23 protein-coding genes are annotated in these 25843 nt (G+C 74.1%); 10 read left to right on the top strand and 13 right to left on the bottom strand.

Going from position 1 to position 25843, the window contains the following annotated elements:
• Nucleotides 1–38: 38 nt before the first annotated feature.
• The 5 genes from ACWEMJ_RS03580 to ACWEMJ_RS03560 all read right to left on the bottom strand — a co-directional run bounded on the left by ACWEMJ_RS03580 (nt 39) and on the right by ACWEMJ_RS03560 (nt 5247).
• Nucleotides 39–1478, bottom strand: coding sequence for a GuaB1 family IMP dehydrogenase-related protein (locus ACWEMJ_RS03580; RefSeq protein ID WP_452135276.1), 1440 nt, complete (start codon nt 1476–1478; stop codon nt 39–41).
• Between the two features lie 191 nt (nt 1479–1669).
• On the bottom strand, nt 1670–2302 hold the full coding sequence (locus tag ACWEMJ_RS03575; RefSeq protein ID WP_452135275.1) for a hypothetical protein: 633 nt from the start codon (nt 2300–2302) through the stop codon (nt 1670–1672).
• A gap of 71 nt (nt 2303–2373) precedes the next feature.
• Nucleotides 2374–3018 carry a response regulator transcription factor gene (locus ACWEMJ_RS03570; RefSeq protein ID WP_452135274.1) on the bottom strand — a complete coding sequence of 215 codons (645 nt, stop codon included), beginning with the start codon at nt 3016–3018 and terminating at the stop codon, nt 2374–2376.
• Nucleotides 3009–4175 carry a histidine kinase gene (locus tag ACWEMJ_RS03565; RefSeq protein ID WP_452135273.1) on the bottom strand — a complete coding sequence of 389 codons (1167 nt, stop codon included), beginning with the start codon at nt 4173–4175 and terminating at the stop codon, nt 3009–3011. The genes ACWEMJ_RS03570 and ACWEMJ_RS03565 overlap by 10 nt, the downstream gene beginning before the upstream one ends.
• Before the next feature lie 412 nt (nt 4176–4587).
• On the bottom strand, nt 4588–5247 hold the full coding sequence (locus ACWEMJ_RS03560) for a DedA family protein (protein WP_452135272.1): 660 nt from the start codon (nt 5245–5247) through the stop codon (nt 4588–4590).
• A gap of 267 nt (nt 5248–5514) precedes the next feature.
• Between ACWEMJ_RS03560 and ACWEMJ_RS03555 the strand changes: the two genes are divergently transcribed.
• Nucleotides 5515–6027 carry a hypothetical protein gene (locus ACWEMJ_RS03555; protein WP_452135271.1) on the top strand — a complete coding sequence of 171 codons (513 nt, stop codon included), beginning with the start codon at nt 5515–5517 and terminating at the stop codon, nt 6025–6027.
• 107 nt (nt 6028–6134) lie between these two features.
• On the opposite strand, the gene ACWEMJ_RS03550 is transcribed toward ACWEMJ_RS03555, so the two are convergent.
• Nucleotides 6135–6902: a lytic transglycosylase domain-containing protein gene (locus tag ACWEMJ_RS03550; protein WP_452135270.1), complete on the bottom strand. Its 768-nt coding sequence runs from the start codon at nt 6900–6902 to the stop codon at nt 6135–6137.
• A 666-nt stretch (nt 6903–7568) separates the two neighbouring features.
• Between ACWEMJ_RS03550 and ACWEMJ_RS03545 the strand changes: the two genes are divergently transcribed.
• The 6 genes from ACWEMJ_RS03545 (at nt 7569) to ACWEMJ_RS03520 (ending at nt 14135) form a co-directional block, all read left to right on the top strand.
• Nucleotides 7569–8510: an AEC family transporter gene (locus ACWEMJ_RS03545; protein WP_452135269.1), complete on the top strand. Its 942-nt coding sequence runs from the start codon at nt 7569–7571 to the stop codon at nt 8508–8510.
• A 100-nt stretch (nt 8511–8610) separates the two neighbouring features.
• A complete protein-coding gene (locus ACWEMJ_RS03540) occupies nt 8611–10110 on the top strand; it encodes an SDR family NAD(P)-dependent oxidoreductase (RefSeq protein WP_452135268.1) in 1500 nt (499 codons plus the stop codon).
• On the top strand, nt 10104–10622 hold the full coding sequence (locus ACWEMJ_RS03535; RefSeq protein ID WP_452135267.1) for a nucleotide triphosphate diphosphatase NUDT15: 519 nt from the start codon (nt 10104–10106) through the stop codon (nt 10620–10622). Before ACWEMJ_RS03540 ends, ACWEMJ_RS03535 begins: the two co-directional genes overlap by 7 nt.
• Before the next feature lie 368 nt (nt 10623–10990).
• The gene (locus ACWEMJ_RS03530) at nt 10991–12643 is read left to right on the top strand and encodes a WXG100-like domain-containing protein (protein ID WP_452135266.1); all 1653 of its coding nucleotides are present in this window, start codon (nt 10991–10993) and stop codon (nt 12641–12643) included.
• A 299-nt stretch (nt 12644–12942) separates the two neighbouring features.
• Nucleotides 12943–13482, top strand: coding sequence for a hypothetical protein (locus ACWEMJ_RS03525; RefSeq protein WP_452135265.1), 540 nt, complete (start codon nt 12943–12945; stop codon nt 13480–13482).
• A gap of 56 nt (nt 13483–13538) precedes the next feature.
• A complete protein-coding gene (locus tag ACWEMJ_RS03520) occupies nt 13539–14135 on the top strand; it encodes an O-methyltransferase (protein ID WP_452135264.1) in 597 nt (198 codons plus the stop codon).
• Between the two features lie 18 nt (nt 14136–14153).
• On the opposite strand, the gene ACWEMJ_RS03515 is transcribed toward ACWEMJ_RS03520, so the two are convergent.
• On the bottom strand, nt 14154–15215 hold the full coding sequence (locus ACWEMJ_RS03515) for an LUD domain-containing protein (protein WP_452135263.1): 1062 nt from the start codon (nt 15213–15215) through the stop codon (nt 14154–14156).
• A 192-nt stretch (nt 15216–15407) separates the two neighbouring features.
• Between ACWEMJ_RS03515 and sigJ the strand changes: the two genes are divergently transcribed.
• Nucleotides 15408–16283 (top strand): RNA polymerase sigma factor SigJ, encoded by an 876-nt coding sequence (sigJ, locus tag ACWEMJ_RS03510; RefSeq protein ID WP_452135317.1) that lies wholly within the window; start codon nt 15408–15410, stop codon nt 16281–16283.
• 4 nt (nt 16284–16287) lie between these two features.
• Here the strand turns inward: sigJ and ACWEMJ_RS03505 are convergent, their stop codons facing one another.
• The 3 genes from ACWEMJ_RS03505 to ACWEMJ_RS03495 all read right to left on the bottom strand — a co-directional run bounded on the left by ACWEMJ_RS03505 (nt 16288) and on the right by ACWEMJ_RS03495 (nt 19075).
• Nucleotides 16288–17520 carry a PP2C family protein-serine/threonine phosphatase gene (locus ACWEMJ_RS03505; protein WP_452135262.1) on the bottom strand — a complete coding sequence of 411 codons (1233 nt, stop codon included), beginning with the start codon at nt 17518–17520 and terminating at the stop codon, nt 16288–16290.
• Between the two features lie 101 nt (nt 17521–17621).
• A complete protein-coding gene (locus ACWEMJ_RS03500; protein ID WP_452135261.1) occupies nt 17622–18137 on the bottom strand; it encodes a DinB family protein in 516 nt (171 codons plus the stop codon).
• 113 nt (nt 18138–18250) lie between these two features.
• Nucleotides 18251–19075 (bottom strand): SAM-dependent methyltransferase, encoded by an 825-nt coding sequence (locus ACWEMJ_RS03495; RefSeq protein WP_452135260.1) that lies wholly within the window; start codon nt 19073–19075, stop codon nt 18251–18253.
• Between the two features lie 544 nt (nt 19076–19619).
• Between ACWEMJ_RS03495 and ACWEMJ_RS03490 the strand changes: the two genes are divergently transcribed.
• Nucleotides 19620–20177 (top strand): RNA polymerase sigma factor, encoded by a 558-nt coding sequence (locus ACWEMJ_RS03490; RefSeq protein ID WP_452135259.1) that lies wholly within the window; start codon nt 19620–19622, stop codon nt 20175–20177.
• The gene (locus ACWEMJ_RS03485; RefSeq protein WP_452135258.1) at nt 20174–20782 is read left to right on the top strand and encodes a hypothetical protein; all 609 of its coding nucleotides are present in this window, start codon (nt 20174–20176) and stop codon (nt 20780–20782) included. The genes ACWEMJ_RS03490 and ACWEMJ_RS03485 overlap by 4 nt, the downstream gene beginning before the upstream one ends.
• Before the next feature lie 52 nt (nt 20783–20834).
• Here ACWEMJ_RS03485 and ACWEMJ_RS03480 read toward each other — a convergent pair whose 3' ends face one another.
• From ACWEMJ_RS03480 to ACWEMJ_RS03470, 3 genes are all read right to left on the bottom strand, one after another.
• A complete protein-coding gene (locus ACWEMJ_RS03480; protein ID WP_452135257.1) occupies nt 20835–23255 on the bottom strand; it encodes a condensation domain-containing protein in 2421 nt (806 codons plus the stop codon).
• A gap of 34 nt (nt 23256–23289) precedes the next feature.
• Nucleotides 23290–24441 carry a 3-deoxy-7-phosphoheptulonate synthase gene (locus ACWEMJ_RS03475; RefSeq protein WP_452135316.1) on the bottom strand — a complete coding sequence of 384 codons (1152 nt, stop codon included), beginning with the start codon at nt 24439–24441 and terminating at the stop codon, nt 23290–23292.
• A gap of 141 nt (nt 24442–24582) precedes the next feature.
• Complete coding sequence (locus ACWEMJ_RS03470; protein WP_452135256.1) at nt 24583–25833, bottom strand: MFS transporter; 1251 nt, start codon at nt 25831–25833, stop codon at nt 24583–24585.
• Between the last annotated feature and the right edge of the window lie 10 nt (nt 25834–25843).

Genomic DNA, 25843 nt, shown 5'->3' with positions numbered 1-25843 from the left:
CCCCCGCCTGTGGGGGGAGCCCGCCCGGGAGCAGGGCGTCAGGCCCAGCTGGAGTGCAGCGGCTTGCCCTCGGCGTAGCCGGCGGCGCTCTGCAGGCCGATGATCGCGTTCTGGTGGAACTCCTCCAGGTCGGACGCGCCCGCGTAGGTGCAGGAGGAGCGGACGCCGGCCACGATCGAGTCGATGAGGTCCTCGACGCCGGGGCGGGCGGGGTCGACGAACATCCGGGAGTGCGAGATGCCCTCCTCGAACAGGGCCTTGCGGGCCCGGTCGTAGGCGGACTCCTCGGAGGTGCGGTTGCGGACGGCGCGGGCCGAGGCCATGCCGAAGCTCTCCTTGTAGTGGCGCCCGTCGGCGGTGGTCTGGAGGTCTCCGGGGGATTCCAGGGTGCCGGCGAACCAGGAGCCGATCATCACGTTGGACGCGCCGGCGGCCAGCGCCATGGCGACGTCGCGCGGGTGCCGGACACCGCCGTCGGCCCAGACGTGCTTGCCGAGCCGGCGGGCCTCGGTCGCGCACTCGAGGACGGCGGAGAACTGCGGCCGGCCGACGCCGGTCATCATCCGGGTGGTGCACATCGCGCCGGGGCCGACGCCGACCTTGAGGATGTCCGCCCCGGCCTCGACCAGGTCGCGGACGCCGGCGGCGGAGACCACGTTGCCCGCGACGATCGGCACCTGCGGGTCGAGGGCGCGGACGGCGCGCAGCGCGGAGATCATCGACTCCTGGTGGCCGTGCGCGGTGTCCACCACGAGGACGTCGGCGCCGGCTTCGAGCAGCGCCTTGGCTCGGCCGGCGACGTCGCCGTTGATGCCGACGGTGGCGGCGATCCGCAGCCGCCCGGAGGCGTCCACGGCGGGGGTGTAGAGGGTGGCGCGCAGCGCGTTCTTCCGGGTGAGGATGCCGACCAGGGTGCCGTCCGGGGCGACCACGGGGGCGAGCTTGCGGTGGGCCTCGTTGAGGCGGTCGAACGCGGTGCGCGGGTCGATGGCCTCGTCGAGCAGCAGCAGGTCGCGGGACATCACCTCGGAGAGGCTGGTGAACCGGTCCACGCTCTGGCAGTCGCCCTCGGTGACCACGCCGACGGGCTTTCCGCCGTCGACCACGACCAGCGCGCCGTGCGCCCGCTTGGGCAGCAGCACCAGGGCGTCGGCGACGGTGTCGCCGGGGGCGAGGGTGAGCGCGGTGTCGTGCACCAGGTGGCGCTGCTTGACCCAGCCGATCACCTCAGCGACGACCTCGATCGGGATGTCCTGCGGGATGGCGACCAGTCCGCCGCGGCGGGCAACGGTCTCGGCCATCCGGCGTCCGGCGATCGCGGTCATGTTGGCGACCACCAGCGGAATGGTGGTGCCGGTGCCGTCGTGGGAGGAGAGGTCGACGCCCTGCCGGGAGCCGACTGCGGAACGGCTGGGGACCATGAAGACGTCGTCGTACGTCAAGTCGTACGCAGGCTTGAGGTCGTTCAGGAAGCGCATGAAGAGGCTCTCTGGCTCGGGAGGAACGTTTCACCGGGGGCGCGGTACGGCGATGCCGTGCGGCGCACTCCGGGCGCGCCGCACCCAGGGTTCAATCCTCACTGATTGCCCGGCCCGGGGCCAGCCCACGCCGGAATCCTGAAGATCGACACAACCGGAAGGCCACCCTCGCCGAACCGGCTTGGAGGAAGCTACAAGAGCGTCGAGGCGAGGCGGCGGCCCTCCGCCAGGAACGCCGTGGTCGCGGACAGGTCGCCCAGCTCGGCGAGGGTGCGGGCGGCGCCGAACGGGGCGTTCCAGAACGCCCCGCTGCGGGGCGTCGGCAGACCGACGTACGCGTACGGCTCGGCAAGGTGGGCATCGCCCGGCGAGAGGCCGTAGTTCACGCCGTTCACGGTGACCGCCAGGTCGAAGTGCTCGGGCCACAGCACCGGGTCGGCCTGCGCGAACAGCGCCCGCAGCGCCGCGTCCCCGTGCGCGAAGCACGCGGCGACGGCGTCCGCGCCCGCAGCGTCCAGCTCCAGCGGCTGGTCGAGGGGCACGCCCGAACCGTCCGGGTACAGGCCCTCGGGGCGGCCGGGGACGATCCCGGCGGCCGCGCCGAGCTCCGCGCAGCTCGCCCCGGGCAGGTCCAACGCCCTTCCCGCGCTGAGCAGTTGGGCACTGCGGACGCGCAGCCGGGGCTCGAAGCGGGTGGCGAACCCGCCCGGGTAGGCGCGCAGTCGGACGGTGCCCGCGGCCCGGTACTGCGGGCCGGCCAGCAGGTGCTCGGCGACCGCGTGCAGCGCGGTGCGGGCCTTGGCGAACCGCTGCACAGCATCCATACCGCCATCCTCGCGCGCGGCCCGGGCCCGGTCCAGGCTGCGCGGGCCGGGGTCCGGGTTCGAGGAGGGGCTCAGGCCCCGAGGTAGCGCAGCACGGCCAGCACGCGACGGCTGTACCCGGCCGTGCGGGGCAGGTCCAGCTTGTCGAACAGGGCGTTCAGGTGCTTCTCGACCGCGCTCAGCGACAGGTGCAGCCGCGCGGCGATCGCCACGTTGGTGTGGCCCTCGGCGAGCGCCTCCAGGACGGTGCGCTCGCGCGGGGTGAGCCGGGCCAGCGGGTCGGCGTGCTCGGTGCGCACCACCAGCCGGCGCACCACCTCCGGGTCGATCACCGCGCCGCCCGAGCCGACCCGGGTGAGCGCGTCCAGGAACTCGTCCACCTCGGCCACCCGGTCCTTGAGCAGGTAGCCGACCCGTTCCGCGCCGGACGCCAACAGCTGGGCGGCGTAACCGCGTTCGATGTGCTGCGAGAGCACCAGCACCCCCACCTCGGGCCGGCGCTCGCGGATCCGCACCGCCGCCCGCACCCCTTCGTCGGTGTGCGTCGGGGGCATCCGGATGTCGACCACCACCACGTCCGGCGGCTCGGCCTCGACCGCCGCGAGCAACGCCTCCGCGTCGCCGACGGCGGCCAGCACCCGGTGCCCCTCCTCGGCGAGCAGCCTGACCAGGCCCTCCCGCAGCAGGGTCGAATCCTCGGCGACGATCACCCGCATGGCAGCTCCGCAGTGACGACGGTGGGGCCCCCGACGGGGCTGTGGACACGCAGCGTCCCGTCGAGGGCGGCGACCCGGCCGCGCAGCCCGGACAGGCCGCCGCCCGCCGGATCCGCGCCGCCGCGCCCGTCGTCCTCGACCCGGACGGCCAGCCGCGCGCCGTCGCGCTCGACGGCGACCTCGATCGAGCCGGCCGCGGAGTGCTTGGCGGCGTTGGTGACGCACTCGCTGACCACGAAGTACGCGGCGGTGAGCACCGGCCCGGGCAGCGCGTCGACGGCCGCGTACCGCACCCGCAGCGGGATCGGGCAGCGTTCGGCGAGGCCGGCCAGCGCCTCGTCCAGCCCGAGGGTGTCCAGCGCGGACGGGTAGACCCGCCAGGCGACCTCGCGCAGTTCGGTCAGCACCTCGGCGGCCTCCCGGTGCGCCTGGCGCAGCAGTTCGTCGGTGCGCTGCGCATCGCCGCCGCGCCGGGCCCGGCCGAGCAGCAGGCGCAGCGCGACCAGCCGCTGCTGGACGCCGTCGTGCAGGTCGCGTTCGATCCGGCGGCGCTCGGCGTCCACGGCGTACAGCACGGCGGCGCGGCTGTCGGCGAGTTCGGCGATCCGGCGGCGCAGCAGCTCGGCCTCCGACGGTCCGAAGCACTCGCGGGCCAGCCGCGCGTCCAGCTCGGCGAGCGAGGCCAGGCCCTGGACGGCGAGGAACAGCAGGACGCCGCCGAGCAGCACTTGGCCCAGCAGGTCCGCGACGCTCAGCGTGCCGCGCAGCACGCCCGCCGCGAGCAGCACCACCAGCACCGCGCCGAACCCGATCAGCCCGAGCACCAGCCCCGAGACCAGCCCGGCCCCCGTCCGGCGGGCCAGGTAGCGCAGCAACTCCCGCTCGCCGGCCCGGTAGTGCGCCGGAAACAGGTCGCCGAACCACGCGGCACGACGGCCCCGTTCGACGGCGGCCAGCCGGGCCGCACCCCCGTACAGCACGGCCCGCGCCCGCGGCCCGACACCCGGCCAGGGCAGCAGCGGCCCCAACAACCCGACCGCCAGCCCCAGGTACAGCGCCCCCACCGGCGCGCTCAACACCCCCAGCAGCCCGCCGACCGCCCGCCGCGGCCAGGTCGCGACGGCGCTGCGCTCGGCGACGCCCAGTTCCTCCCCCATGGGCGGAAGCCTACTGTCCACCACGATCACCCCACTCCCCCGCGGATCGGCCGCCAACAGCGGTGCCTCGACGGCCTGTTCGTCACCACCCGACAGCCCGAACCGGCCGGGCAACGGTCGCGCTCCCGCCGCCGACCGTCCGACCGGGAGACCGTTGCCCCCGACCCCTGGCGGACACGGCCACACCCGGGGCCGCCCAGTTCGCCGCCCACCACCGGCCGGGCAGCCGCCAACAGCGCGTCCTCGAAGGGCAGTTGGCCGCCATCGACCCGAAGCAGGCCATGCGACGGGGGCGGGTCAGCCACCGGACGAGCGGCGCAGCGCACGCATGACGGCCGGGCTTCGGGGCCGGATCGTCCGGGCGGCGCTCCAGCGGCCGCGTCCCGCCCCGCCCCGGCCCGGCGCCCGGCCGTCAGCGGCGGTGGCGGGCGGCGACGGCGCGGCCGCGCAGGCGGAGGACCAGGTAGACGGCGATGGCGATCAGGGCGAGGACGAGGACCACCTTGGAGAAGATGCCGACGTAGTCCTCGACCACGTCCCAGCGGTCGCCGAGGACGTAGCCGGCCATCACCAGCACGGTGTTCCAGGCCAGGCTGCCGACGGCGGTGAGGGCGAGGAAGCGGGGCAGCGGCATCCGTTCGACGCCGGCGGGCACCGAGATCAGGCTGCGGAAGATCGGCACCATCCGGCCGAACAGCACCGCCTTGGTGCCGTGCCGCACGAACCAGGCCTCGGTGCGGTCGAGGTCGGACGCCTTGACCAGCGGCAGCCGGGCCCAGAGGGCGTGCATCCGGTCGCGACCGAAGACCGCGCCGAGCAGGTAGAGGGCGAGCGCCCCGGCCACCGACCCGGCCGTCGTCCAGCCGAGGGCGGAGAACAGGCTGAGGGTGCCACGCCCGGCCGCGAAGCCGGTGAGCGGCAGGATCACCTCGCTCGGCAGCGGCGGAAAGAGGTTCTCCAGGGCGATGGCCAGTCCGGCCCCCGGCCCGCCGAGGGTGTCGACGAGTCCCGCCGCCCAGCCGGCGACACCCTCGGTGGGCGCCTGCTCGGTCGCCAAAGAGATCAGCTGCATCACGGAATTCCCCTCCGGTTCAGTGCTCCCCGAGCCACTCGCCCGGGGCCGTCACCCATCCTGGAATCCGCAGCTCACGGGCGGTACGCGGTTTCCCACCCGGCCCGATTACGGGTTTCCGCACCCCCCGGCAGGCTCCGAACCGGCCCGCCTCCCCGGGCTTCCAAGCGCCGGGAAGGGCCGGTGTGCTCGATGATTCTGCGGGCGGTGGAGCATGGGTCGGGACGCCGGCGGGGTCGGCGGCGCGGATGTGGTGGGGAGCGTGGCGTGGGGAGTCTGTTGCGGGGCGTTTCCGGGGTCCGCTGGGCGGGTCTTCGTGACGCGACGGGGGCTCCGGCCGGCGGCATTCCCCCGCTGCTGTCCCGGATCGCGTACGGGGACGAGGACGCGGCCCGCGCCGCGATCGAGGAGCTGGGCGATGCCGTCTGTGCGCTCGGGTTCGTCGTCGGCGAGGCCACAGCCCCCGTGGTTCCGTACCTCGTGGAGCTGGCAGGGGCTCCGCACGTGGCCTGCAAGGCCGAGCTGCTGGACCTGCTGGAAAGCATCTGCCGGACCGACCAGTGGCACTCCGCCGCTGCGGCGGCCGGGGGCAGCAAGCGCGACCGGAGCTGCTGGCGGCAACCTCGCTGGGAGGCGGCCGCGAGGGCAGCCGTCTGCGCGGGCCGGTCGGTCGTCGAAGGCGTGGCGTCCTCCGTACGGCCGGAGGAGGCAGTGGCCGCAAGGAGGTTGCTGCGGCTGATGGACCACCTCCCGCCGTTTCCGGAGCTGCGACGGTCGTAGCGGGACAGCCCTCGGTCGGGCCCGGCAGACACGTCCGCACCTGCCGGCAAAAGCCGAAACGGCCCGCCGGATGAACCGGCGGGCCGTCACGAAGAGGAACAGCTGACTCAGTAGCCGCGCCAGTAGGCGCCGTAGCCGCGGGCGGCGGCCATGTTGTCCATGGAGCCGTAGCGGGCGTCGCAGTAGCGCGAGCTGGCGATCAGGTTGTCGACGGGGTTGCGGATGTCGGTGTGGCCGGGCAGCGCGTAGGCGCGGAAGGTCGGCTGGATCATCTGGGTCAGGCCGATGGAGGGGGTGCCCTTCTTGGCGTTGGAGTCCCAGTTGTTGATCGCGTTCGGGTTGCCGGAGGACTCGGCGATCGCCGCGGCGCGCATCGCCTTCGCGGACGGGACGTTCTTGCCGGCGGCGGCCAGCACGTCGCGGGCCTCGGCGATCCAGCCGTCCAGGTTGTTGGCGTAGGTCGGCTTGGCGGGGGCGGGCGCGGGCTCCGGCTGCGGCGCGGGAGCGGGCGCGGGGGCCGGCTCGGGCTGCGGGGCCGGCGCGGGCTCGGGCTGCGGCTGCTCGGCGGGCTGCTGCTCGGGCTGCGGCTGCGGCTGCTCGGCGGGCTGCTCCTGCTGGACCGGCTGGCGGTCCTCGCTGCGGGACGCGGCCTCGTCGCCGCCGCGCTCGGCGTTCTGGCCGTCGGCGGCGACCACGGCGCTCTCGGCGCGGGCGTGCGACGGTTCGCCGATCGCCTGGGTGGCGGGCAGCAGGGCGCCGACGGCGATCGCGCCGGCCAGGCCCACGCCGAGGAAGGCGTCGGGCATCCGGTGGTGGCCCATCCGGATCTGGCGGATCTGCGGCAGTCGGCCCAGGTTGTGCTTGATGCGTCGCATGTCGGGTACCTCCGAGAGTCGTGTCCAGGTCACGCCGCACCCGGGGCTGGACAAGGGGGAGCTCCGCAGCACTGCGGGGTTCCTCGGCCCGGGACGGCCGGCCCGGCGGCTCGTGCTCACCGGGGGCGCTGCGCCGCGCTGGTCTCGCGGGGCTGCTGCGCCGTGAAGCCCCGTGAGCACTCGGACCGGCTCGGGGCACAACCACGAGACTGCCGGAGCCCCAACCGAGCGGCAAACACCCCGAAATGGGGCGGATCGCGCCCGCCGAGGGGCTCGCTTCCCTTGCGCGCCAAGGAAATCGGGCCGCCGCCGGGGCCCGCATTCCCAGCCGCCTATGAGGGACCTCACAGGCCGCTCCCAGGAAGCGCCAACCCCGCCCCGCACCACGGATCTTGGGCCCTCGCCCAGTCGCCCCAAGGCCTCCGGGCCGGCCCGGAGGCGCCGTCGGCCCGCCGCGCCCCGGCCGGCCCTGTGACCCCGGCCACCGCCGCCGCGCTGTGACCCGGCTCTCCCGCCCGCCACCCGTCGCAGCCGCCCCGCCACCCACCGCCGCCGCGCTGTGACCGGGGCCACCCGCCGCCCCGCGAACCGCCTGTGACCGGGGCCACCGCCGACCCCGGCGAACGACCGTTCGGGCACGCCTGGTTGACTGCGGCGGGAGGTCCGGTGGAGGCGTTGGTCGCGGCGTTCGCGCCGATCTGGGTGCTGACGGCGGTCGGCTGGCTGGCCGCGCGGACGGGGCTGCTGGGCGCGGACGCCGAGGCGGTGCTGGGCCGGTTCGTGTTCCACGTGGCGATGCCGGCCGCGCTGTTCACGGTGGTGGCCCGGACCGATCTGGCGGGGTTCGCCAACACCTCGATGCTGGCCTTCGTCGCGGGGACGGCCGTCGCCTCGCTGCTGGGCCTGCTGGCGGGCCGCCGGGCCGCGCGCCGCACGCCCGCCGAGCGGACGGTGGCGGTGATGGCGGCGGGCTACGTGAACTCCGGCAACCTGGGCATCCCGGTGGCCGCGCAGGTGCTGGGCGACGCGTCCTTCGTCGCGCCGGTGCTGCTGTTCCAGGTGCTGCTGGTGACGCCGGTCATGCTGGCCCTGCTGGACGCGGCCACCGGTTCGGCCGCCCGCCCGGCCGAGCGGCTGCGCCGGCTGGCGCTGCTGCCGCTGCGCAACCCGGTGATCCTGGGCGCGGGCCTGGGCGCGGTCTGCTCGGCGGCCGGCTGGCGGCTGCCGGGCCCGCTGGCGCACTCGGTGGAGCTGCTGGGCGGCGCGGCCGTCCCGGCGGCGCTGGTCACCCTCGGCCTGTCCCTGCACTCCCCGCCGGGCCCGGCTGCGCAGCGCGCCGACCGCGCCGAGCTGGCCGTCACGGTGCTGGTGAAGACCGTCGCGCAGCCGCTGGCGGCGCTCGCGGTGGGCGCGCTGCTGCTCGGCCTGCCCCGGCCGCAGCTGCTGGCGGTGGTGCTGCTGTCCGCGCTGCCGACCGCGCAGAACGTGTACGTGTACGCGCGGCTGTACGGGGCGGCGCCGGTGCTGGCGCGTTCCGCGGTGCTGGTGTCGACGGTGCTGTCGATGCTGACGCTGTCGGCCATCGCCTGGGCGCTGGGCGGGCGTTGACCCGCGGCGGCCTGTGCGGCAGGTCACAGGCTTGGCCCCGGCCGGGCCCGCTCACGTAGAGTTCGCCGGTACCCATGGGGAGATTGAGGAAGCATCCGCAGTGACGAACGCGCAGACCGAGCCGGGCAGCACCCCGGTCGAGGACGACATCGACTACGGCAAGGGCATCGACCCCGAACGCCTTGAGCTGTGCCTGAGCGTGATCGCCGAGCTGGACGAGATCCACGTCGACCACCCGGACGCGATCAAGGTCCGGATGGCCGTCGGCGGGATCTTCCGCACCCTCAAGCAGCGCCGCCGCCAGGAGACCCGGGCCCGCAAGACCGCCAACGACCGTGCGGTGACGGCCCGGACGGCGACCGGCGCGCCGGGCCGGATCGACGACGAGACGGCGGGCGTGTTCGGCCTCAGCACGGAGACCACCACCGAGCTGGCGGGCGTCCTGGAGCGCGCGCGCTCCTGCTACATGTGCAAGCAGCGGTACACCGAGGTGGACGCGTTCTACCACCAGCTGTGCCGCAACTGCGCGGCGCTCAGCCGGGCCCGCCGGCACGCCCGCACCGACCTGACCGGCAAGCGGGCGCTGCTGACCGGCGGCCGCGCCAAGATCGGCATGTACATCGCGCTGTGCCTGCTGCGGGACGGCGCGCACACCACCATCACCACCCGCTTCCCGAACGACGCGATCCGCCGCTTCTCGGCGATGCCGGACAGCGCCGAGTGGATCCACCGCCTGAAGGTGGTCGGCATCGACCTGCGCGACCCGGCGCAGGTGATGGCGCTGGCCGACGAGGTCGCCGCGGACGGCCCGCTGGACATCCTGATCAACAACGCGGCGCAGACCGTGCGCCGCTCCCCCGCCGCGTACCGGGAGCTGATCGCCGCCGAGTCGGCGCCGCTGCCCGCCGGGGCGCTGCCGGCCTCCACGGTGATCGGCCGGTTCGGCTCGGGCGCGGTGGACGTGCCGGCGCTGCCCGGGCAGAGCCGCTCCGAGCAGCCGGCGGTGAGCGCCGAGGAGGTCACCTCGCTGGCGCTGGTGACGGGCGGGGCCTCGCCGGAGCGGATCGCGGCGGGCACCGCGATCGACGCCGGCGGCCTGGTGCCGGACCTGGCGGACACCAACAGCTGGGTGCAGACCGTCTCCGAGGTCGGCCCGATCGAGCTGCTGGAGGTGCAACTGTGCAACTCCACCGCCCCGTTCATCCTGATCAGCCAGCTGCGTCCGGCGATGGCCGCGTCCACGGCGCGCCGCAAGTACGTGGTGAACGTGTCCGCGATGGAGGGCGTGTTCGAGCGCGGCTACAAGGGCGCCGGCCACCCGCACACCAACATGGCCAAGGCCGCGCTGAACATGCTGACCCGCACCAGCGCGCAGGAGATGTTCGAGACCGACGGCATCCTGATGACCGCCGTGGACACCGGCTGGATCACCGACGAGCGCCCGCACCCGGACAAGATGCGCCTGCACGAGGAGGGCTTCCACGCCCCGCTCGACCTGGTGGACGGCGCGGCGCGGGTCTACGACCCGATCGTCCGCGGCGAGTTGGGCGAGGACCTGTACGGTTGCTTCCTGAAGGACTACCAGAAGGGCAAGTGGTGACGGACGCCCAACTCCCGGTCGGTCCGCACCCGTTGCCGCAGCTGCCGGGCGCGGGTGCCACGCACCCGTTGCCGCCGCTGGTCGGCGCGGGCGTGATCGTGCCGACCGGGGACGGGCGGGTGCTGGTCGGGCGGCGCACCACGGCCGGCGAGCCGCCGACCTGGAGCCTGCCCGGCGGCAAGGTCGACCACCCCGGCGAGTCCTTCGAGCAGGCCGCGGCCCGGGAGTTGGCCGAGGAGACCGGCATCGTGCTGCCCGCCGAGCAGATGCGGGTGCTGGCGGTGCTGCTCGACCACGAGCTGGGCCGCACCCGGGTGACGGCGGCGGTGCTGGCCCCGCCGAGCCTGGCCGAGGCGCTGGTCACCGAGCCGCACGCGTGCGCCGGTTGGGAGCGCTTCCCGGTGGACGCCCTGCCGGAGCCGATGTTCTACCCCTCCGCCCAGGTGCTGGCCGCCTGGCTCCCGGAGCACCGCGCTCCGGTCGGCACCTGGCGCTACCCCGCGAACCCCTGACGCCGGACAGTTCGGACCCGGATGGTCCGGATGCGTATTGTGCGGCTTTCCCGACCGGGCCGCCGGGCCACCGCCCCGCCGCCGCCGGCCCGTCCGGCCCGCGCCAAGTCCCGTTCCGCCGCCGAAAGTTCGTCCACCCGCACACCCCGTGCGGCCTGCGACGACGGCAGTTCGACGCGGCCCTCGGCGGCGCCCGCCCCGGCCCCCGGCCGGCGCTGCGGCCAAGATCCGCACGCCGCGGCAAGGTATCAGTTCACCGACAATGCGGGAAACACTGGAGTTTGGCAGGTGGTCGGCGGCGTGCGGTATGTGTATCGTCGCAATGCGCTATCAGGGACTTACCGCGGGCAGCAGCTGGGGGCGGGGCAATGGCTGTGCAACTACCATCGGGGCTCAGCGGGCTGGTCGGCCTGCTCGGTGTCAAATTTCCCGGTGCCAATGAAGACGAACTGAACCAGCTGGCAAGCCAGTTGGAGAAGTTCGCAGGTGCTCTGGACTCCGCCCAGATGGCGGCCGACAAGGCACTGACGATGCTCCACGAGGTGTACAAGGGCGCCTCGGCGGACCGGCTCTCGGAGCTGTGGAGCACCATCACCAAGTACTCGAAGGTCATCGTCGAGGCCTGCCAGACCATCGCCAAGGTGCTGCGCGCCGCGGCCGTGGTGGTCGAGGCGGCCAAGACCTCGTCGATCGTCCAACTCTTCTCCATCCAGGCGAGCCTGGCGGCGGCCTCCTCCACCGGACCGTGGAGCACCGCGGCGGTGCTGCGGCTCGGCCGCGAGCTGATGAACCGCCTGCTGTCCGAGGCGGTCGCCCGGCTCGGCCAGACGCTGCTGCGCCCGATCGAGGACATGATCGTCAAGGCGGCGCAGCACATCGTGCCGACCCCGGCCAACAACTCCAACGGCCAGGGCTTCGACGTCGACGTCGCACAGGTCGCGCAGTGCGCGGCCGACCTTCGGCGCGGCGCGGACGACATCGAGTCGCACGGCATGGACTTCAAGCGGATCGCCTCCGGCCTCAAGATGGGCGAGGGCAACGACCCGTTCGGCAAGCTGGCGATCCAGGTCGCCGAGAAGATCCTGCAGACCATCGTCGAGGACGTGCTCAAGCGCATCCTCGCCTCGTTCCGGGACACCGCCGGGAAGATGGACAAGCTGGCGGGCAACCTCAACGACAACGAGGACAGCACGGGGACGGCGCTGAACGGCATCGCCTCGCTGGTGTCGAACCCGCTCAGCCCGAACATGTCCTCCGGCACCGGCACCGGTCTCAACTCGACGGGCGGCCGGGTCGGCGGCGGCGGCTCGGCCGACGCCGGGCTGGCCGCGTTCACCGCGCTGATGCCCAAGCTCGGGCCGGTCGGCAGCGGCGGCTCGCGCGGCGGCGGCAGCGGCGGCAGCGGGATCGACACGCTGGGCCTCAAGGGGCCGAACCTGGGCGCCATCGGCGGCGGGGGCGGCCACGCGGGCGGCGGCGGGGGCGGCGGCGCCGACTCCTCCGGCTCGGGCGGCGTCGGCGGCGCGGGCGGCTTCGCCACCCGGCTCACCCCGCCCGGCGGCAGCAGCGGCAAGAACGGCGCGCTGCGACTGGGCACCAGCCTGGAGGGCGACCGCCACGACGGCGTGGCCGGCGGCGGCTCCGGCTCGTCCTCCGGCTCCACCGGTACCAGCACCAACAGCGTCTCCGGCCGCCCGATGCCCGCCGGCATGATGGGCGGAATGCACATGGCCGGCGGCTACGGCCCGGTGGGCGGCAGCGGCATCCGCGGCGCGCAGCGCCGGGGCGGCCAGACCGGCGGCGGCAACTCGGGCGAGAACGGCGAGAACCCGGCCGACGGCGTCATCGCCGACCCGAGCATGATCGCCGCCGGCGCTCCCGCCCTCCAGCTCGGCCGGGTCGCCCCGGTCCGCCGCGAACCCGGCGAGGAGCGCGCCGAACGCGACGACCGCTACGACGACGACTTCGACGCCGACCTCTCGGACCTCCCGGACTTCACCGAGTTCTCCGACCCGGTCTGACCACCACCCCGAAGGCCCCGCCCGGACACCACCCGGGCGGGGCCTTCGGCATTGCCGCACGGACGAACGCGCGCCGCGAGCCGCCCGCCTGCGCCTCTCCGGGCCCGCCCGCGCTCGTCGTGCGAACCCCTCCCGCCCCCTGCGCATCTTCTTTCCCTCCCCTTCTGTTTCCCCGGACCACTTCCCTTGAATTGACCGTGAACGGTAAACTTTCCCCCTTGGTGGTATGGACCACGAACGAAGGCGGTGGCTAGGGTCGTTTTCGGCCCGCACCCTCGAACCTGCGACGGGACATGTCCGTGACCGACACTCTGGCGGCACCCGATGCCGACGGCTCTCGCTACGAGGCCGATCGGCTCGACGCGACCGCCGCCTGGGTGGCCCGCCACCGGCCGCCCGGCAGTGGTGCGCTGGCCGAAATCGGGGCCAGGGACGGCGCGTTGACCGGTCGGCTGCTGCGGGCCGGCTACACCGTGCACGCCGCCGAGCCCGATCCGGCGCTGCGTCAGCGGCTGCTCTCGGCGTTCGGCCGCCGCACCCGCCTGCGGCTGAGCGCCGCGGACCTCGCGACGCCGCCGCCGGTGCGCCGCCGCTTCGGGGCGGTGCTGCTGATCGAGGCCCTCCAGGCGGGCCAGGACCTGGAGTTGCTGCACGCGCTGCCCACCGATCTGCTGTTCGTCGCGCTCGCGCCGCCCGCGCTGGACGGGCGCCTGCGGCCGTGGCTGTCCACCCAGCAGGGCTGGCTGCTGGTCGAGGAGATCGATCTCGCGGCCCCGCGCGCGGCCACCCGCCGCCCGGCCCCGGGCAGTCGCGGCGTCCTGCTCCGTCGCGCGGGTTGACCCCGAAGGTCCCCGACTCCCCGTCAGCGGCCGGCCCCACCGGCTACGCTGCCGCCGTGTCGATCTCCGGAACCGCCGCCTACACCGACCGCTCCGCCCTCCCCCGACCGGTGCGCCGCGCCGTCGAGTTGGCGGAGCGTCTCGGCTTCGCCGCGTCCTGCCGCCCGGAACAGGGCCGCCTGCTCCAGGCCCTGGCCGCCGGCGCGCCCGCCCGGATCGGCGAGACGGGCACCGGCTGCGGCGTCGGCCTGGGCTGGCTGCTGGCGGGCCGGCGGCCGGGGGTGCGGGTGGTGAGCGTCGAGCGGGACGCCGAACGGGTGGCTGCCGTACGGGAGTTGTTCGCGGACGTCGCGGACCTGGAGATCGTCCACGGCGACTGGTCGGCCCTCGCCGCGCACGGCCCGTTCGACCTGCTGGTGCTGGACGGCGGCGGCAACGGCAAGCGGTCCGCGCCCGCCGACCCGGACGCCCTGCTGACCCCGGGCGGCACCCTGGTGGTCGACGACCTGACGCCGCTCACCGCCTGGCCCCCGACCCACCTGGACCGCCCGGACACCGGCCGCACCGCCTGGTACGACCACCCGTCGCTGCTCACCACCGAGGTCCGCCTCGCCCCGGACCTCGCCACCCTGCTGGCCACCCGCCGCCCCTGACGCCGGGCCGGCGGCCGCTCAGTACCCGATGGCCTCCCGCAGCAGCAGCACCGTGCCCTGCGCGAACCGCGTCGGCGCGTTGAACACCACCAGCTGGTTGACGGCGCTGGGCACCCCGTAGGCGGCCTCGGTGCGCACCGTCTCCAGCGGGAGCGCGTGCTCCTCCAGCCGGCGCAGCGCGGCGGGCAGGTCGGGGACGACCTTCTGCGCGCCGACGATCCAGATCACCCGGGCGGCGCCGCCGGTGGTGGCGGGGAGCTGGCTGCCGCTGCCGGAGGCGAGCACCACGGAGCCGGTCTCGGTGACGGCGGCGACGCTGCCGACGACCACGTCGGGGCCGGCGAGCAGGGTGCGGATCCCGTCGGCCTCGGTCTCCCGGTCCATGGTCAGGACGCGGGGCTTGACGGCCCGGGGGTAGCGGTCGCCGGCCAGGTCGTCGTCGATGCCGGAGAGCCGGAGGGTCTCGCTGGAGTAGGCGTAGACGCTGTCCTTCTCGTCGACGAGTTCGCGGACCCGGGCCCGGGCGGCGTCGGCGTCCGGCAGGATCTCCACGGCGAAGCCGCGGGCGGTGAGCGCGTCGGCGGCGCGCCGCAGGCTGTCCGCGGTGGCGGGCTCGGTGTACCGGGGCGTCTCGGCCCCCTGGCCGCCGGGGGCGGCGCCGCGGAGCGGGGTGGTGTCCAGGTAGCGGAGTTCGTAGACCCGCTCGGTGAATCGCCAGCCGTCCGGGGTGCGCCGGTAAGTGTCGTGGTAGATGGCGTAGTTGAGGCCTTCGAGGCCGCCCCGGGTGCGGGCGATCTCGTGCATGTGGGCGCGCCCGGTGGCGGTGTCGCCGTCGATGGTGATCGCGCCGGGGTGGGTGTTCTGGACGAAGAACACCCACTGTTCCTGGAGCTTCTCGCCGCCGAGGCGGATCTGTTCGGGGCCGGTCAGTTCGATCGGGATGTTGGGCATCCGCAGCACGCCGTCGGCGGTGAACAGTCCGGCGAGGCGGGCGCGGTCGCGCATCATCACGGCGTCGGTGAACTCGGTCTGCAGTGCCTGGATCTCCACGCGGTCGGCGATCGCCTGGAAGGTGGTCATCATGGTCTCCGTTCGTCTCCCGGCCGGTGCCGGTACCGGTACGACCGGACGGCCGCGCGGAATGTGAGGCGGGGGGCCGTGTCACATTCCGGCGCCCTGTCCGGTCGTACCGGTGGGAGACCCGATCACCGACCGAGGGGACGACGCACCGTGGACCTGGCCCAGCAGCAGACCGATCCGGACGACGCGATCATGGGCGAGCGCCGCCGGCTGACCAACCTGGCGTACCGGCTGCTCGGCTCGCTGGCCGATGCCGAGGACGTCGTGCAGGAGACGTACGCCCGCTGGTACGCGCAGACCGAGCGGCAGCGGGCCGCGATCGAGTCGCCCGGCGGGTGGCTGACGACGGTGGCGGGGCGGATCTGCCTGAACCTGCTGGGTTCGGCGCGGGCCCGCCGGGAGCGCTACGTGGGCGAGTGGATCCCGGAGCCGCTGCCCGCGCACCGGGACGGCGGCGACGCCGACCCGGCGGACCGGATCACCCTGGACGAGTCGGTGCACATGGCGTTCCTGGTGGTGCTGGAGTCGATGACGCCGGCGGAACGGGTGGCGTTCGTGCTGCACGACGTGTTCCAGTACCCGTTCGCGGAGGTGGCGCAGGTGCTGGGCCGTTCGGCGGCGGCCTGCCGCCAGTTGGCGACCTCGGCCCGCCGCCGGATCCGGGCGGCGCCCGCGCCGGCCACCTCGGCGACCGCCCAGGCGGGTGTGGTGCGGGAGTTCAGGCGGGCCTGGGAGGAGAAGGACGTCCGCGCCCTGATGGACCTGCTCGACCCGGACGCCACGGTGGTCGCGGACGGCGGCGGCCTGGTCGGCGCGCTGCTGGAGCCGCTCACCGGCCGGGAGAACATCGTCCGGGCGTATCTCGACTCGTCGCGTTTCGGCGTCCGCACCACGTTCCTGGAGCGCACCGTCAACGGCCAGCCGGGCCTGGTCGCGCAGGTGGACGGGGTGACGTCCACGGTGTTCGCGTTCCGGGTGGCCGACGGCCGGATCACCCACATCTGGGGGGTGCGCAACCCGGAGAAGCTCCGTCCGTGGACGGCGGCCGACGGCGGCGCGCCGGCCTGAGGGATCACCAAGTAGCCGGTGGCAGGCGGGTGTTGGTGATCCGGAGGGGGTCGGCGGCCTGCCATTCGATCATCATGATGGTGGCGTCGTCGGTGAGGGTGTCCTCCTGGTGCTCCAGGATCGCGTGCATCAGGCGGCGCAGCGCCTCGGGGGCGGGCTCGCCGGCGGCGGTGGCGCGGATGACGAAGTCGGTGAAGCGTTCCAGGCCGAAGAACTCGTGGTTGGCGCCCTTGGCGTCGACCACGCCGTCGGTGTAGATCAGCAGCCGGTCGCCGGGCTGGAGGGAGGCGGTGCGCACGGTGCGCGGGCGGTCGGCGAGGCGGGACAGGCCGAGCGGCAGCTCGCCGGGCCCGGCGAGGGCGTCGGCGACCACCTGGTCGGCGCGGATCAGCAGCGGCGGCGGGTGCCCGCAGTTGGCCCAGTGCAGGGTGCCGGTGGCGAGGTCGAGGCGCAGGAACACGCCGGTGGCGAACCGGTCGGGGTACCAGGTGTGCAACGCGTCGTCGATGGTGGCGACCAGGTCGGGCAGGTCGGCGCCGTTGCGGCGGGCGTTGCGGCAGGCGCCGAGGGCGAGCGCGGCGGTCAGGCCGGACGCCAGGTCGTGGCCCATCGCGTCCAGGACGGCGGCGCGCAGCACCCCGTCGGCGAGCGAGTGCTCGAAGGCGTCGCCGCCCAGGTGGTAGGCGGGCTCCAGGACGGCGGTGCAGACCGCCCGGTCGGTGCGGACGGTGCGCGGCGGCAGGAACGCCCGGAGCATCTCGGCGGGCAGGCTCATGGTGTCGGAGCGGGTGCCGTGGGCGTAGCTGTCGCTGGTGGCTAGTTTTGAGGTGATCATCATCGCCAGCAGCACGGTCAGCAGCCGGCAGCGGCGGATCGCCTCCCGGTCCAGGGCGGGGGTGCGCAGGCCCAGCACGCCGAGCCGCTCGGCGCCGTCCGCAAGCGGGAACCAGGCGACCAGGTCCGTGCCGCCGTCCTCGGCGACCCGCATCTCGCCGGTGCGGAAGGCCCAGCCGGCCAGCGTGCCGTCGATCGGCAGGTCGCTCCCGTCGCCGCCCATCGCCACCAGCCGGTGCTGCTGGATGTCGGCCAGGTACACGGCGCTGCTGCCGAGGCCGAGGGCCCGGGTGTACTCCTCGGCGATCCGGGGCGCCTCCCGCGGGTCGAGGGTGCGCCCGGTCACCAGGAAGCGTTCCAGCAGCAGCTCGCCGTGGTTCAACGGCAGGGTCTCGTCGGGCATGGTTCCCAGCCCATCCCGGATCGGCCGCCCGCGCGCGCCGACACGGTCCGCAGGCGGCCGAACGGCTGGCCGGGGCGGGCCCGGCCGGCCGGTTCGGCGCGCTACATCCCGGTCTGCCCGTCCAGCAGTTCGCGGACGATGTCCAGGTGGCCGTTGTGCCGGGAGGTCTCCTCGATCAGGTGCAGCAGCACCCATCGCAGGTCCATCTGCCGGCCGTCGCGCATCGGCCTGACGGACTTCGCGTCCAGGTCGTGCTCGGCGACCAACTCGCGGTAGCGGGCGCTCTGTTCGCGGTACTCGGCGATCAGCTGCGCCAGCGGCACCTCAACGGCGGTGCGCATCTCCGGGTCCGGGTCCTCCTCGGTGGCGTGCACCAGCGGCCCGGTCTGCTCCCTGCCGAGGAAGACCACCTCCAGCCACCAGTTCTCGTTCCACCGCAGGTGGTTGATCAGGCCGCAGACCGTCATCAGCGGCGAGCCCGGCAGCGGCGACCTGCGGGCGTCCTCGGCGGAGATCCCCTCGCACTTGGCCACCGCGGTGGCCCGGGCGTAGTCGAGGAAGGTGGTCAGCTGGGTGCGCTCGTCCCAGGCGGGAGGCGTATCGGTTCGCTCAGTCATCGCGGGCAGTCTGCCGCACGGTTGACGACCGGTCGAACCGATTTCCGCCGCCGCGTCCCGGCCGTCGGCCCCCGCCGTCGGCCCCGTCACCGCCGCCGGAGCCGCCGCCGTGCTCAGCCGAGGTGGGCGACGCCGCCGTAGCAGCCCGCCTGCGCGTCGGTGACGGGCGCGGTGTCGGCCTCGGGGTTCCACCGGGGGCTGGCCACCACGCCGGGGTCGAGCAGCCGCCAGCCCTGGAACAGGCCGGTGATCTCGTCCCGGCTGCGGGCCTGCAGGTCGGTGCCGGAGCTGCGGTAGACCTGCTCCATCCGGGCGGTCGCCTCGGGGTCGAAGTCGGCGGTGAAGTGGCTGATGACCAGGTAGCTGCCCGGTGCGAGGCGCGAGGTGAACGCCTCGACCACGTCCTGGGCGTGCTGCCCGGGCCGGTCGGCGACGAAGTGCAGCACCGCGACCATGCTGAGCGCCACCGGCCGGTCCAGGTCGAGGGTCTGCGCGGCGGCGTCGAGGATGGTCGCGGCGTCGCGGATGTCGCCCTGGACGTACGCGGTGCGGCCCTCGGGGGTGCCCTCCAGCAGTGCCTCGGCGTGGGTGAGCACGATCGGGTCGTTGTCCGCGTAGACCACCCGGGCGGCGGCGTTGACGCCCTGGGCGACCTCGTGCAGGTTCGGCGAGGTCGGGATGCCGGTGCCGATGTCCAGGAACTGGTCGATGCCGAGTTCGGCGATCGTCCGGGTGGCGCGGCGCATGAACGCGCGGTTGGCGCCCGCCGCGAGCCGGGCGTTGGGGAAGGCGTCGAGCGCCCGGCCGGCGGCCTCCCGGTCGGCGGGGAAGTTGGTCACGCCGCCGAGGTAGTAGTCGTACATGCGGGCCGAATGGGCCTGGTGGATGTTCAGGTTGATGCCGATCTGCGGCGTCTGCTGAGCGCTCTCGTCAGCCATCGCGCGTCCCCCCTGGTCGCCGAACTCTCGTCCTCCGCCCCGGCGTACCGGGGCTGTGCCCCCTCGCGCCGCGGTGGCGCGATCATGGCGCACCCCGTGCGTGGAGCTCATCAGATCATGCACCTGGAACGGCCGGACCACCAGGCTGGTCGCGTCCCCGTGGACTCCATGCCCACCGCCGCGCCCGCCGATTCCTCCCCGCGCCCGCCGACCGGGTACTGTCGCTCCGCATGCCTCAACTGGCCGTCCTGCTTCCGGTTCTGTGCTCAGAATGTTCGGGGAGTTCCGTTTTCACCACAGCGATCCCGATACGCTGAAATGGTGGTGTGAGGGAGGCGAGAATCCCCTCGTCGGGGCGGCACGGGGCAGCACGGGGCAGAGCACGGCAGAACAGGGCGCGGCAGAGCAGGGCACGACAGGGCAGAGCACGGCAGGGCAGGGCATGGCATCGGCGTCCGGCGCGAGGGGGGACGCGGACCGCGATCCGATCGGTGCGGGAGTGGCACTCCCGCTGGGAGGGGTGACAGTGGACCCGGAGTTCGGATTGGCGGCACCGCAGCGGCGCGATCAGCTGACCTTCGACGCGTTCTGCGAGACCCACGAGCAGGCGTGGCTCGCGGCGGCACGGGCCTGCCGACTGTCCGAGGAGCGGGCGCACGCGGTGGTCGACGCCGTCCGCGACTGGCTGTGGGGCGACTGGCAGATGCTGCTGCGCGAACCCGCCCCGGCCGCCTCCGCGTGGCGGGTCCTCAAGGAGGAGATCGCCAGGGCCGGCCTGGCCGAGAGCGCCGAGCACGCCGAGAGCGCCGAACAGGCCGGGCCCGCCGGCTCCGACCCCGAGGACGAGTGGCGGGCCGCGATCCGCACCGCCATGCACCGCATGCGGCTGACCATGGAGTTCGCCCCGGACGTGAACGGCACCTACGAGGCGATCCTCTCCCTGCCGGAGCGCCAGCAGGACGTGATCATCCTCCGCTACGCGCTGGACCTGCGGGACGAGACCGTCGCCGAGTACCTGGACTCCACCGTGGTCACCGTCCGCTCGCACGCCCGCCACGCCACCGACCGCCTCAAGGAGAAGCTCGCCCGGAGGAACGCGTGAGCGGAAGATCCGCCGCCGCGAAGGTGGTGCTGGAACGCAGCCGCGGCGCGGCCCCGGCACCGCTGCGCCTGGCGCACCGGCAGGCCAAGCACGAACTGGCCATGCTGAGTTCGCTGATCCTGGCCAACCCGGCGGCGGCCGGCTCGCTGGCCAAGCTCGTCGACAGCGAGGTCGAGCGCCCCGACGGCGCGCTGGTCCTGGGCGTCCTGCTGCACCTCGCCGACTACGAGGAGGGGGCGCGCTTCTGGTGGGAGTTCGCGGCCGGCGGCGGCAGCCACCTCGCCGCGTCCTGCCTCTGGTTCTGGCACCAGTCGCGCGGCGAGCCCAGGGACGCCGACTTCTGGCGGCTGCAGGCCGAGTCGCTCGCCGAACTCCCGCAGCCCGCCTGGAAGTTGCACTCCCCCGAACGCCCGCTGGTGCCGCACAGCGTCCGCGCGGAGATACTCGCCCTCTGCAAGCAGGGCATGGCCCCGCGCCTGCCTCCGCGGCTGGCCGCCGTCCTCAAGTCGCTGCCGGTGGAGGAGGACGACGGCGACTGGCCGGAGATCCCGCACTGGAGTCCCGACGTCGTCCACCACCTCCGCAGCGCCGCCGAGGACCACTGACTCCCCCCGCCCGCACGGGGGGAGCCGGGGGTCGTCAGGCCCGGACGGGGGGTCAGGCCCGGGCGGCGTCGCGCTCCAGCAGCGCCACCACCGCCTCGGCGATCCGCGCCGCGAACGGATCCCTGACCGCCGCCCAGTGGTCGGCCGCCACGTCCACCAGCGCCATGTCGGGCCCGAGCAGGGCCCGCCAGTGCGCGACGGCCTCCTCGGGCAGCTCGGCGGCCACCAGCACCGACGGCACGTCGACCGGTTCGTCGGAGACGTACGCGCCCACGGCCGCCCAGTGCCTGCGGATCGCCCCGAACCGCTCCCGCAGCACGTCGACCGTCATCGAGGACCCCGCGGCGTCCACCAGCGCCGCCAGCACGCTCAGCCCGTGGTCGGTGTCCCCGGGCGACAGCCGCAGCTCCGCCGGGACCAGGGCCGGGGCGTCCACCGCCCGCAGGATCGTGTGGACGAACGAGTCCAGCTCGCCGTCGGCCTCGCTCGCCGCGCTGCCGTCCGGGGCGGGCGGGTCGATCAGCAGCAGCCGCGGCGGCGTGGCGCCGTCGTCCCGCATCCGCAGCGCCATCACGTAGCCGAGCAGGCCGCCCAGCGACCAGCCGCCGAGCACGTCCGGCAGCGGCCCGGCGCCCAGGTTCTCCCGGTGCCGGTCGGCCATCGCCTCGACGGTCTCCTGCTCCCCGTCGGGCGACAGCGTCACCCGCCAGGCCTCCGGCAGCGCGTTCGTCAGGTCCTGGTAGGTGGACTGGTCGGCGCCGCCCGCCGGATGGACGAGGTGCAGGTGCGGCGCGCCCGGCTCGCCCTGCCGCAGCAGCACGGTGCGCCCGGGCGGCCGGTCGGCCTCCGCCGGTTCCTGCCCGGTGAGCTCGATCAGCTTGCCCAGGGTGGGGGTATCCAGCCACTCCATCATGTCGAGCTGCCGGCCCGCGGCCTCCTGGACCTTCCCGAACAGCTCGAACACCTGGAGCGAGTGCCCGCCGGCCGCGAAGAAGTCGCTGTCCGGCTCCGCCCCGGCCAGGCCGAGCGTCCCGCACCACAGGTCGTGGACGGCCCCGGCCGGTCCGGCCTCCCGGGCCGCTGCCGGGGCGGTCTCCGCCCCGTCGCGGTCGTCGGCGGACACGGCCGGGCCGGTGGTGGCAGTGGTGCGGGAGCGGACCCGCAGGGTGCTGATCGGCACGTCGGCCCGCACGCCCGCCTCCAGGACGTGTTCGAGGTCCTGGAGCAGGGTGCGCACCGTCGCCGCGTCGAACCTACTGGTGTCGTAGCCCGCCTCGATCACGGTGGCGTCCGGCCCCTCGTAGACGCCCAGCGTGAGGTCGTTGCCCGCGCTGGTGTTGGGGCTGGGCTTCAGCACGGTCTCCCGGTCGCCGAGCAGCACGCCGGCGCCGATCTTCCCGTGGTAGGTCAGCAGCACGCTCGGCGTCGCGCCCAGGCGGTGGCGGTCCTCGACCGGCAGCGCGCTGTGCACCAGCGAGAACGGGACCTGCTGGTGCGGCAGGCTGCCCCAGAAGTCGTCCCGGGCCCGGGCGACCACGTCGTCCAGGGTGTCGCCCGCGCGCAGTTCCCCGGTCGCGACCACGACATTGGTCAGGTAGCCGACGCAGGCGGCGTCGCGCTCGGTGAAACGGTTGGCCACCCCCACCCCGACGGCCGTCCGCCCGGGCACCCCGCCGAGCCCGAGCACGGTGTGCATGGCGGCCAGGTAGCAGGCGAACGGGGTCATGCCGCCGCGGTCGGTCAGCGCCGCCGCGCCCTCGGACGCCTTCGCGCCGAGCACGTGCCGCACCACCCCGCCCGGCGCGCCGAGGGCCTGCTGCGGCTGCTCGCGGTCGGGCACCAGGGTGGCGCTCCCGACCCCGGACAGGGTGCGCACCCAGTAGTCCGTGCCCTCCTGCCAGCTGCCGTCGGACGCGGCCTGCCGGGCCCGCACGGCGTACTCGGCGAACTGCACCGGCGGTTCGGCGAGCTGCCCGCTGCCGGACCGGGCCAGCTCGGCGCGGTACAACTCGGCCAGTTCGCGCACCAGTTGCTGCATCGACCAGCCGTCCACCACCGAGTGGTGCGCGGTCAGCAGCAGCTCGCCGACGTCCCCCGCGGTGACCAGCGAGAGCCGGGCGAGCGGGGCCTTCCCCAGGTCGAACGGCGTCCGGTGCAGGTGCTCGGCCACCGCGTCGAGCAGGTCACGCCCCGGGGCGACGGCGGCCCGGGCCTCCTGCGGCCAGCTCACCACGTTGAGCGCGACCGGCACCCGCGGGTGGACGTCCTGCCACACCGCGCCGTCCTGGTGCACCAGCGCCGTCCGCAGCGCCTCGTACCGGTCCACCAGGGCCCGCCAGGCCCGGTCGAGCGCCGGCGCGTCCAGCGGGCCGACGGACATGCGCCACGTCAGGTTGTAGAGGTCCTTGTGGGAGGACCGTTGCTGTATCCACCACAGCGCCTCCTGCTGCGGTGCCGAGACATGGCGGATCATGACATTCCTCCGGACCGTTCCCATTGATGTCGATTCAGCGTTGCCGATTCCGCTTGCCGATGGCGCCCTTCGCCCATTCGGTGACCACCATGAGCGCCTGGCCGGGATTCAGCCGGGGGTCGCAGAACGTCGTGTACCACTCCCCCACCCGATCCATCTGCCCGGGCTCGTAGACGCATTCGGTGATGAAATCCGGAGTGGTCTCCAGGTGCAGGCCGCCGACGATTCCGCCGGCGCCGCAAATGGCCTCCGTCGCCTGGCGCACTTCCGACATCACGTCCTGGATCAGCCGGGTCTTCAGTGCGTCGGGGGTGTTCACCGTGTTGCCGTGCATGGGGTCGATCAGCCAGATCACCGGGTGGCCGGCCACCCGGACGGCCTTGGCCAGGCCGGTCAGCTGCTCCGCGGCGCCGCCCGCGCCCATCCGGGCGATGAGCGTCAGGCGGCCGGGGACGCGGTCGGGGTCCAACCGCTCGCACAGGGCCAGCAGTTCGTTCTCGGCGATGCCGGGGCCGACCTTGCACGCCACCGGATTGGAGACCCGCGCGAGCAGGGCGACGTGGGCGCCGTCGGGGCTGCGGGTGCGGTTGCCGATCCACGGCCAGTGCGTCGAGGCGAGGAACGGGTCCCCGGACTCGTCGCGCCGCACCATCGGCAGCTCGTAGTCGAGCAGCAGGGCTTCGTGGCTGGTCCGGACCCGGGAGTCGCGGTCCAGGTGGGCCATGATCTCCCGGGCCGCGCGGTAGCCCTCCAGCATGCGGCGGGGCTGCGGCAGCCGGAGCGCCGGATCCGGCACCGGGCTGTTCACCATGTGGCCCAGGAACACCGGCAGTTCACGGCCGCCCACCACCTCGGTCGGCCGCGACCGCGGCTTGGCGAACTGCCCGGCGATGCGGCCGACCCGGGTGACCGGCAGCGAGGTGATCTCCGTGACGCGGTCGGCCAGTTGGTCGAGCAGGGCCACCTTGCCGCGCACGTGCGCGGCCGTCCGCTCCGCCGGGTCCTCGGCGCAGTCGCCCGCCTGGATCACCAGCGCGTTGCCCAGCGCCACGTTCGCGAGGGATTCCCGTAATTCCCGTACTGCTTTCGCATTCACCAGGGGAGGGGTGACCGCCAGTTCGGCGGTCACCTCGGCGAGTGCTGCTCGATCAACCCACTCCGGCTGATGCGGTGCCGCATGATTCAGGAATGCGGCCCTGGAATCTTCCCGACTTTCTCGGAAAGGCTTCGCGGAAGACACGATTCTCCTGATGCTAAGAGGATTTCTCACGTGGTGATGTCGTGAGGGTGCGGCATCATGTGCTGTTCGTGGGCGCCGGGCGATCGCTCAGGAGCCGGCCGGGGAGCCCACCGGGCTCTTGCTGTCGTCGCCCTTCGCGGCGCCCAGCCGGAGTTCGCCCCAGCGCACCGCCGGCACCATCAGGAAGCTCGCCGCGACGAAGAGCCCGCCGAGCAGGATCCAGCCGAACGAGCCCCAGTAGACGAGCAGTCCGGTCAGCACGAGCGGGCCGACGAGCTCCGCCACGGTCAGGCCGGAGCCGAAGAACGCCTGGTACTGGCCGTGCCGGCCCTCCGGCGTGAGGCCGAAACTTATCTCCCACGTCGCGGGGCCCTGCATCATCTCGCCGGTGGTCTGGATCGCGGTGGCCGTCAGCAGCAGCAGCACCGCGGACCAGGCCGATCCGCCGCTCCCGGAGAACGCGAAGACCACGCAGCTCGCGCCGAGGAACAGGCCGCCCCGCACCACGTACCGGCCCGCGCTCGTCAGGTCGGTGACGCCGCGCGCCATGCGCACCTGGAAGACCACGACCGTCAGCGTGTTGAGCACGAACATGGCCGCCAGCACCCACTTCGGGGCGTCGGTGTGCAGCACGATCCACAGCGGCAGCGCCACGTCGATCAGCGGGCCGTGCAGCACCAGGACGAAGTTCAGCGCGCTGATCGTCACGTAGGGGCGGTCCTTGAGCACCGTCTGGGCCTTCTCGCCCTTCGGGGTGGCCGGGGTCCGCTCGACGCTCGGGATCCGCAGCAGGAACAGCGCCGCCGCCAGGAAGCCGCAGGCGTCGAGGGCGAACGCCGTGAGGTACGCCTCCCGGGTGTCGAAGATCAGCACCACACCGCCCAGCGCGGCGCCCAGCGCCAGCCCGGCGTTGGTGCCGACCTGCATGAACGCGCGGACCGCGGTGATCTGGTCCTTCGACACCACCCGTGCCAGCAGCGCCTGTTGGGCCGCGGAGCCGGCGCGCTGGCCGACCGCGTACAGGGTGGCCGCCAGCACGAACAGCGGGAAGGAGCGGAGGAAGACGTAGGAGCCCACCGCCAGCGCCGCGCAGCTGTAGAAGAAGACGGCGGTCTCCCGCGCGCCGCGGCGGTCCGACACGTGTCCGAGCGGTACGCCGGCCGCCAGCGCCACGGTCCAGGCGATGGTCAGCCCGAGGCCGAGCTTGGCCGGCGACAGCCCGACGATCTGGGTGAAGAACAGTGCGGACGTCACGTAATACATTCCGTCGCCGGTCCTGGCGATCAGCTGGACCACAGCGAGGGTGCGGGCCGGACCACGAAGGTCGGTCGCTTTCATAGTGCTACTC

It is taken from the genome of Kitasatospora sp. NPDC004531, from assembly GCF_053602195.1.
Note: the sequence above shows the minus strand (reverse complement) of the source record. Positions and strands in the feature narration are given on the sequence as shown.

Coding starts and splice junctions, on each gene's coding strand:
- ACWEMJ_RS03580 (WP_452135276.1), bottom strand. CDS start 1,478: ATGCGCTTCCTGAACGACCTCAAGCCTGCGTACGACTTGACGTACGAC.
- ACWEMJ_RS03575 (WP_452135275.1), bottom strand. CDS start 2,302: ATGGATGCTGTGCAGCGGTTCGCCAAGGCCCGCACCGCGCTGCACGCG.
- ACWEMJ_RS03570 (WP_452135274.1), bottom strand. CDS start 3,018: ATGCGGGTGATCGTCGCCGAGGATTCGACCCTGCTGCGGGAGGGCCTG.
- ACWEMJ_RS03565 (WP_452135273.1), bottom strand. CDS start 4,175: ATGGGGGAGGAACTGGGCGTCGCCGAGCGCAGCGCCGTCGCGACCTGG.
- ACWEMJ_RS03560 (WP_452135272.1), bottom strand. CDS start 5,247: ATGCAGCTGATCTCTTTGGCGACCGAGCAGGCGCCCACCGAGGGTGTC.
- ACWEMJ_RS03550 (WP_452135270.1), bottom strand. CDS start 6,902: ATGCGACGCATCAAGCACAACCTGGGCCGACTGCCGCAGATCCGCCAG.
- ACWEMJ_RS03530 (WP_452135266.1), top strand. CDS start 10,991: ATGGCTGTGCAACTACCATCGGGGCTCAGCGGGCTGGTCGGCCTGCTC.
- ACWEMJ_RS03515 (WP_452135263.1), bottom strand. CDS start 15,215: ATGACCACCTTCCAGGCGATCGCCGACCGCGTGGAGATCCAGGCACTG.
- sigJ (WP_452135317.1), top strand. CDS start 15,408: ATGGGCGAGCGCCGCCGGCTGACCAACCTGGCGTACCGGCTGCTCGGC.
- ACWEMJ_RS03505 (WP_452135262.1), bottom strand. CDS start 17,520: ATGCCCGACGAGACCCTGCCGTTGAACCACGGCGAGCTGCTGCTGGAA.
- ACWEMJ_RS03500 (WP_452135261.1), bottom strand. CDS start 18,137: ATGACTGAGCGAACCGATACGCCTCCCGCCTGGGACGAGCGCACCCAG.
- ACWEMJ_RS03495 (WP_452135260.1), bottom strand. CDS start 19,075: ATGGCTGACGAGAGCGCTCAGCAGACGCCGCAGATCGGCATCAACCTG.
- ACWEMJ_RS03480 (WP_452135257.1), bottom strand. CDS start 23,255: ATGATCCGCCATGTCTCGGCACCGCAGCAGGAGGCGCTGTGGTGGATA.
- ACWEMJ_RS03470 (WP_452135256.1), bottom strand. CDS start 25,833: ATGAAAGCGACCGACCTTCGTGGTCCGGCCCGCACCCTCGCTGTGGTC.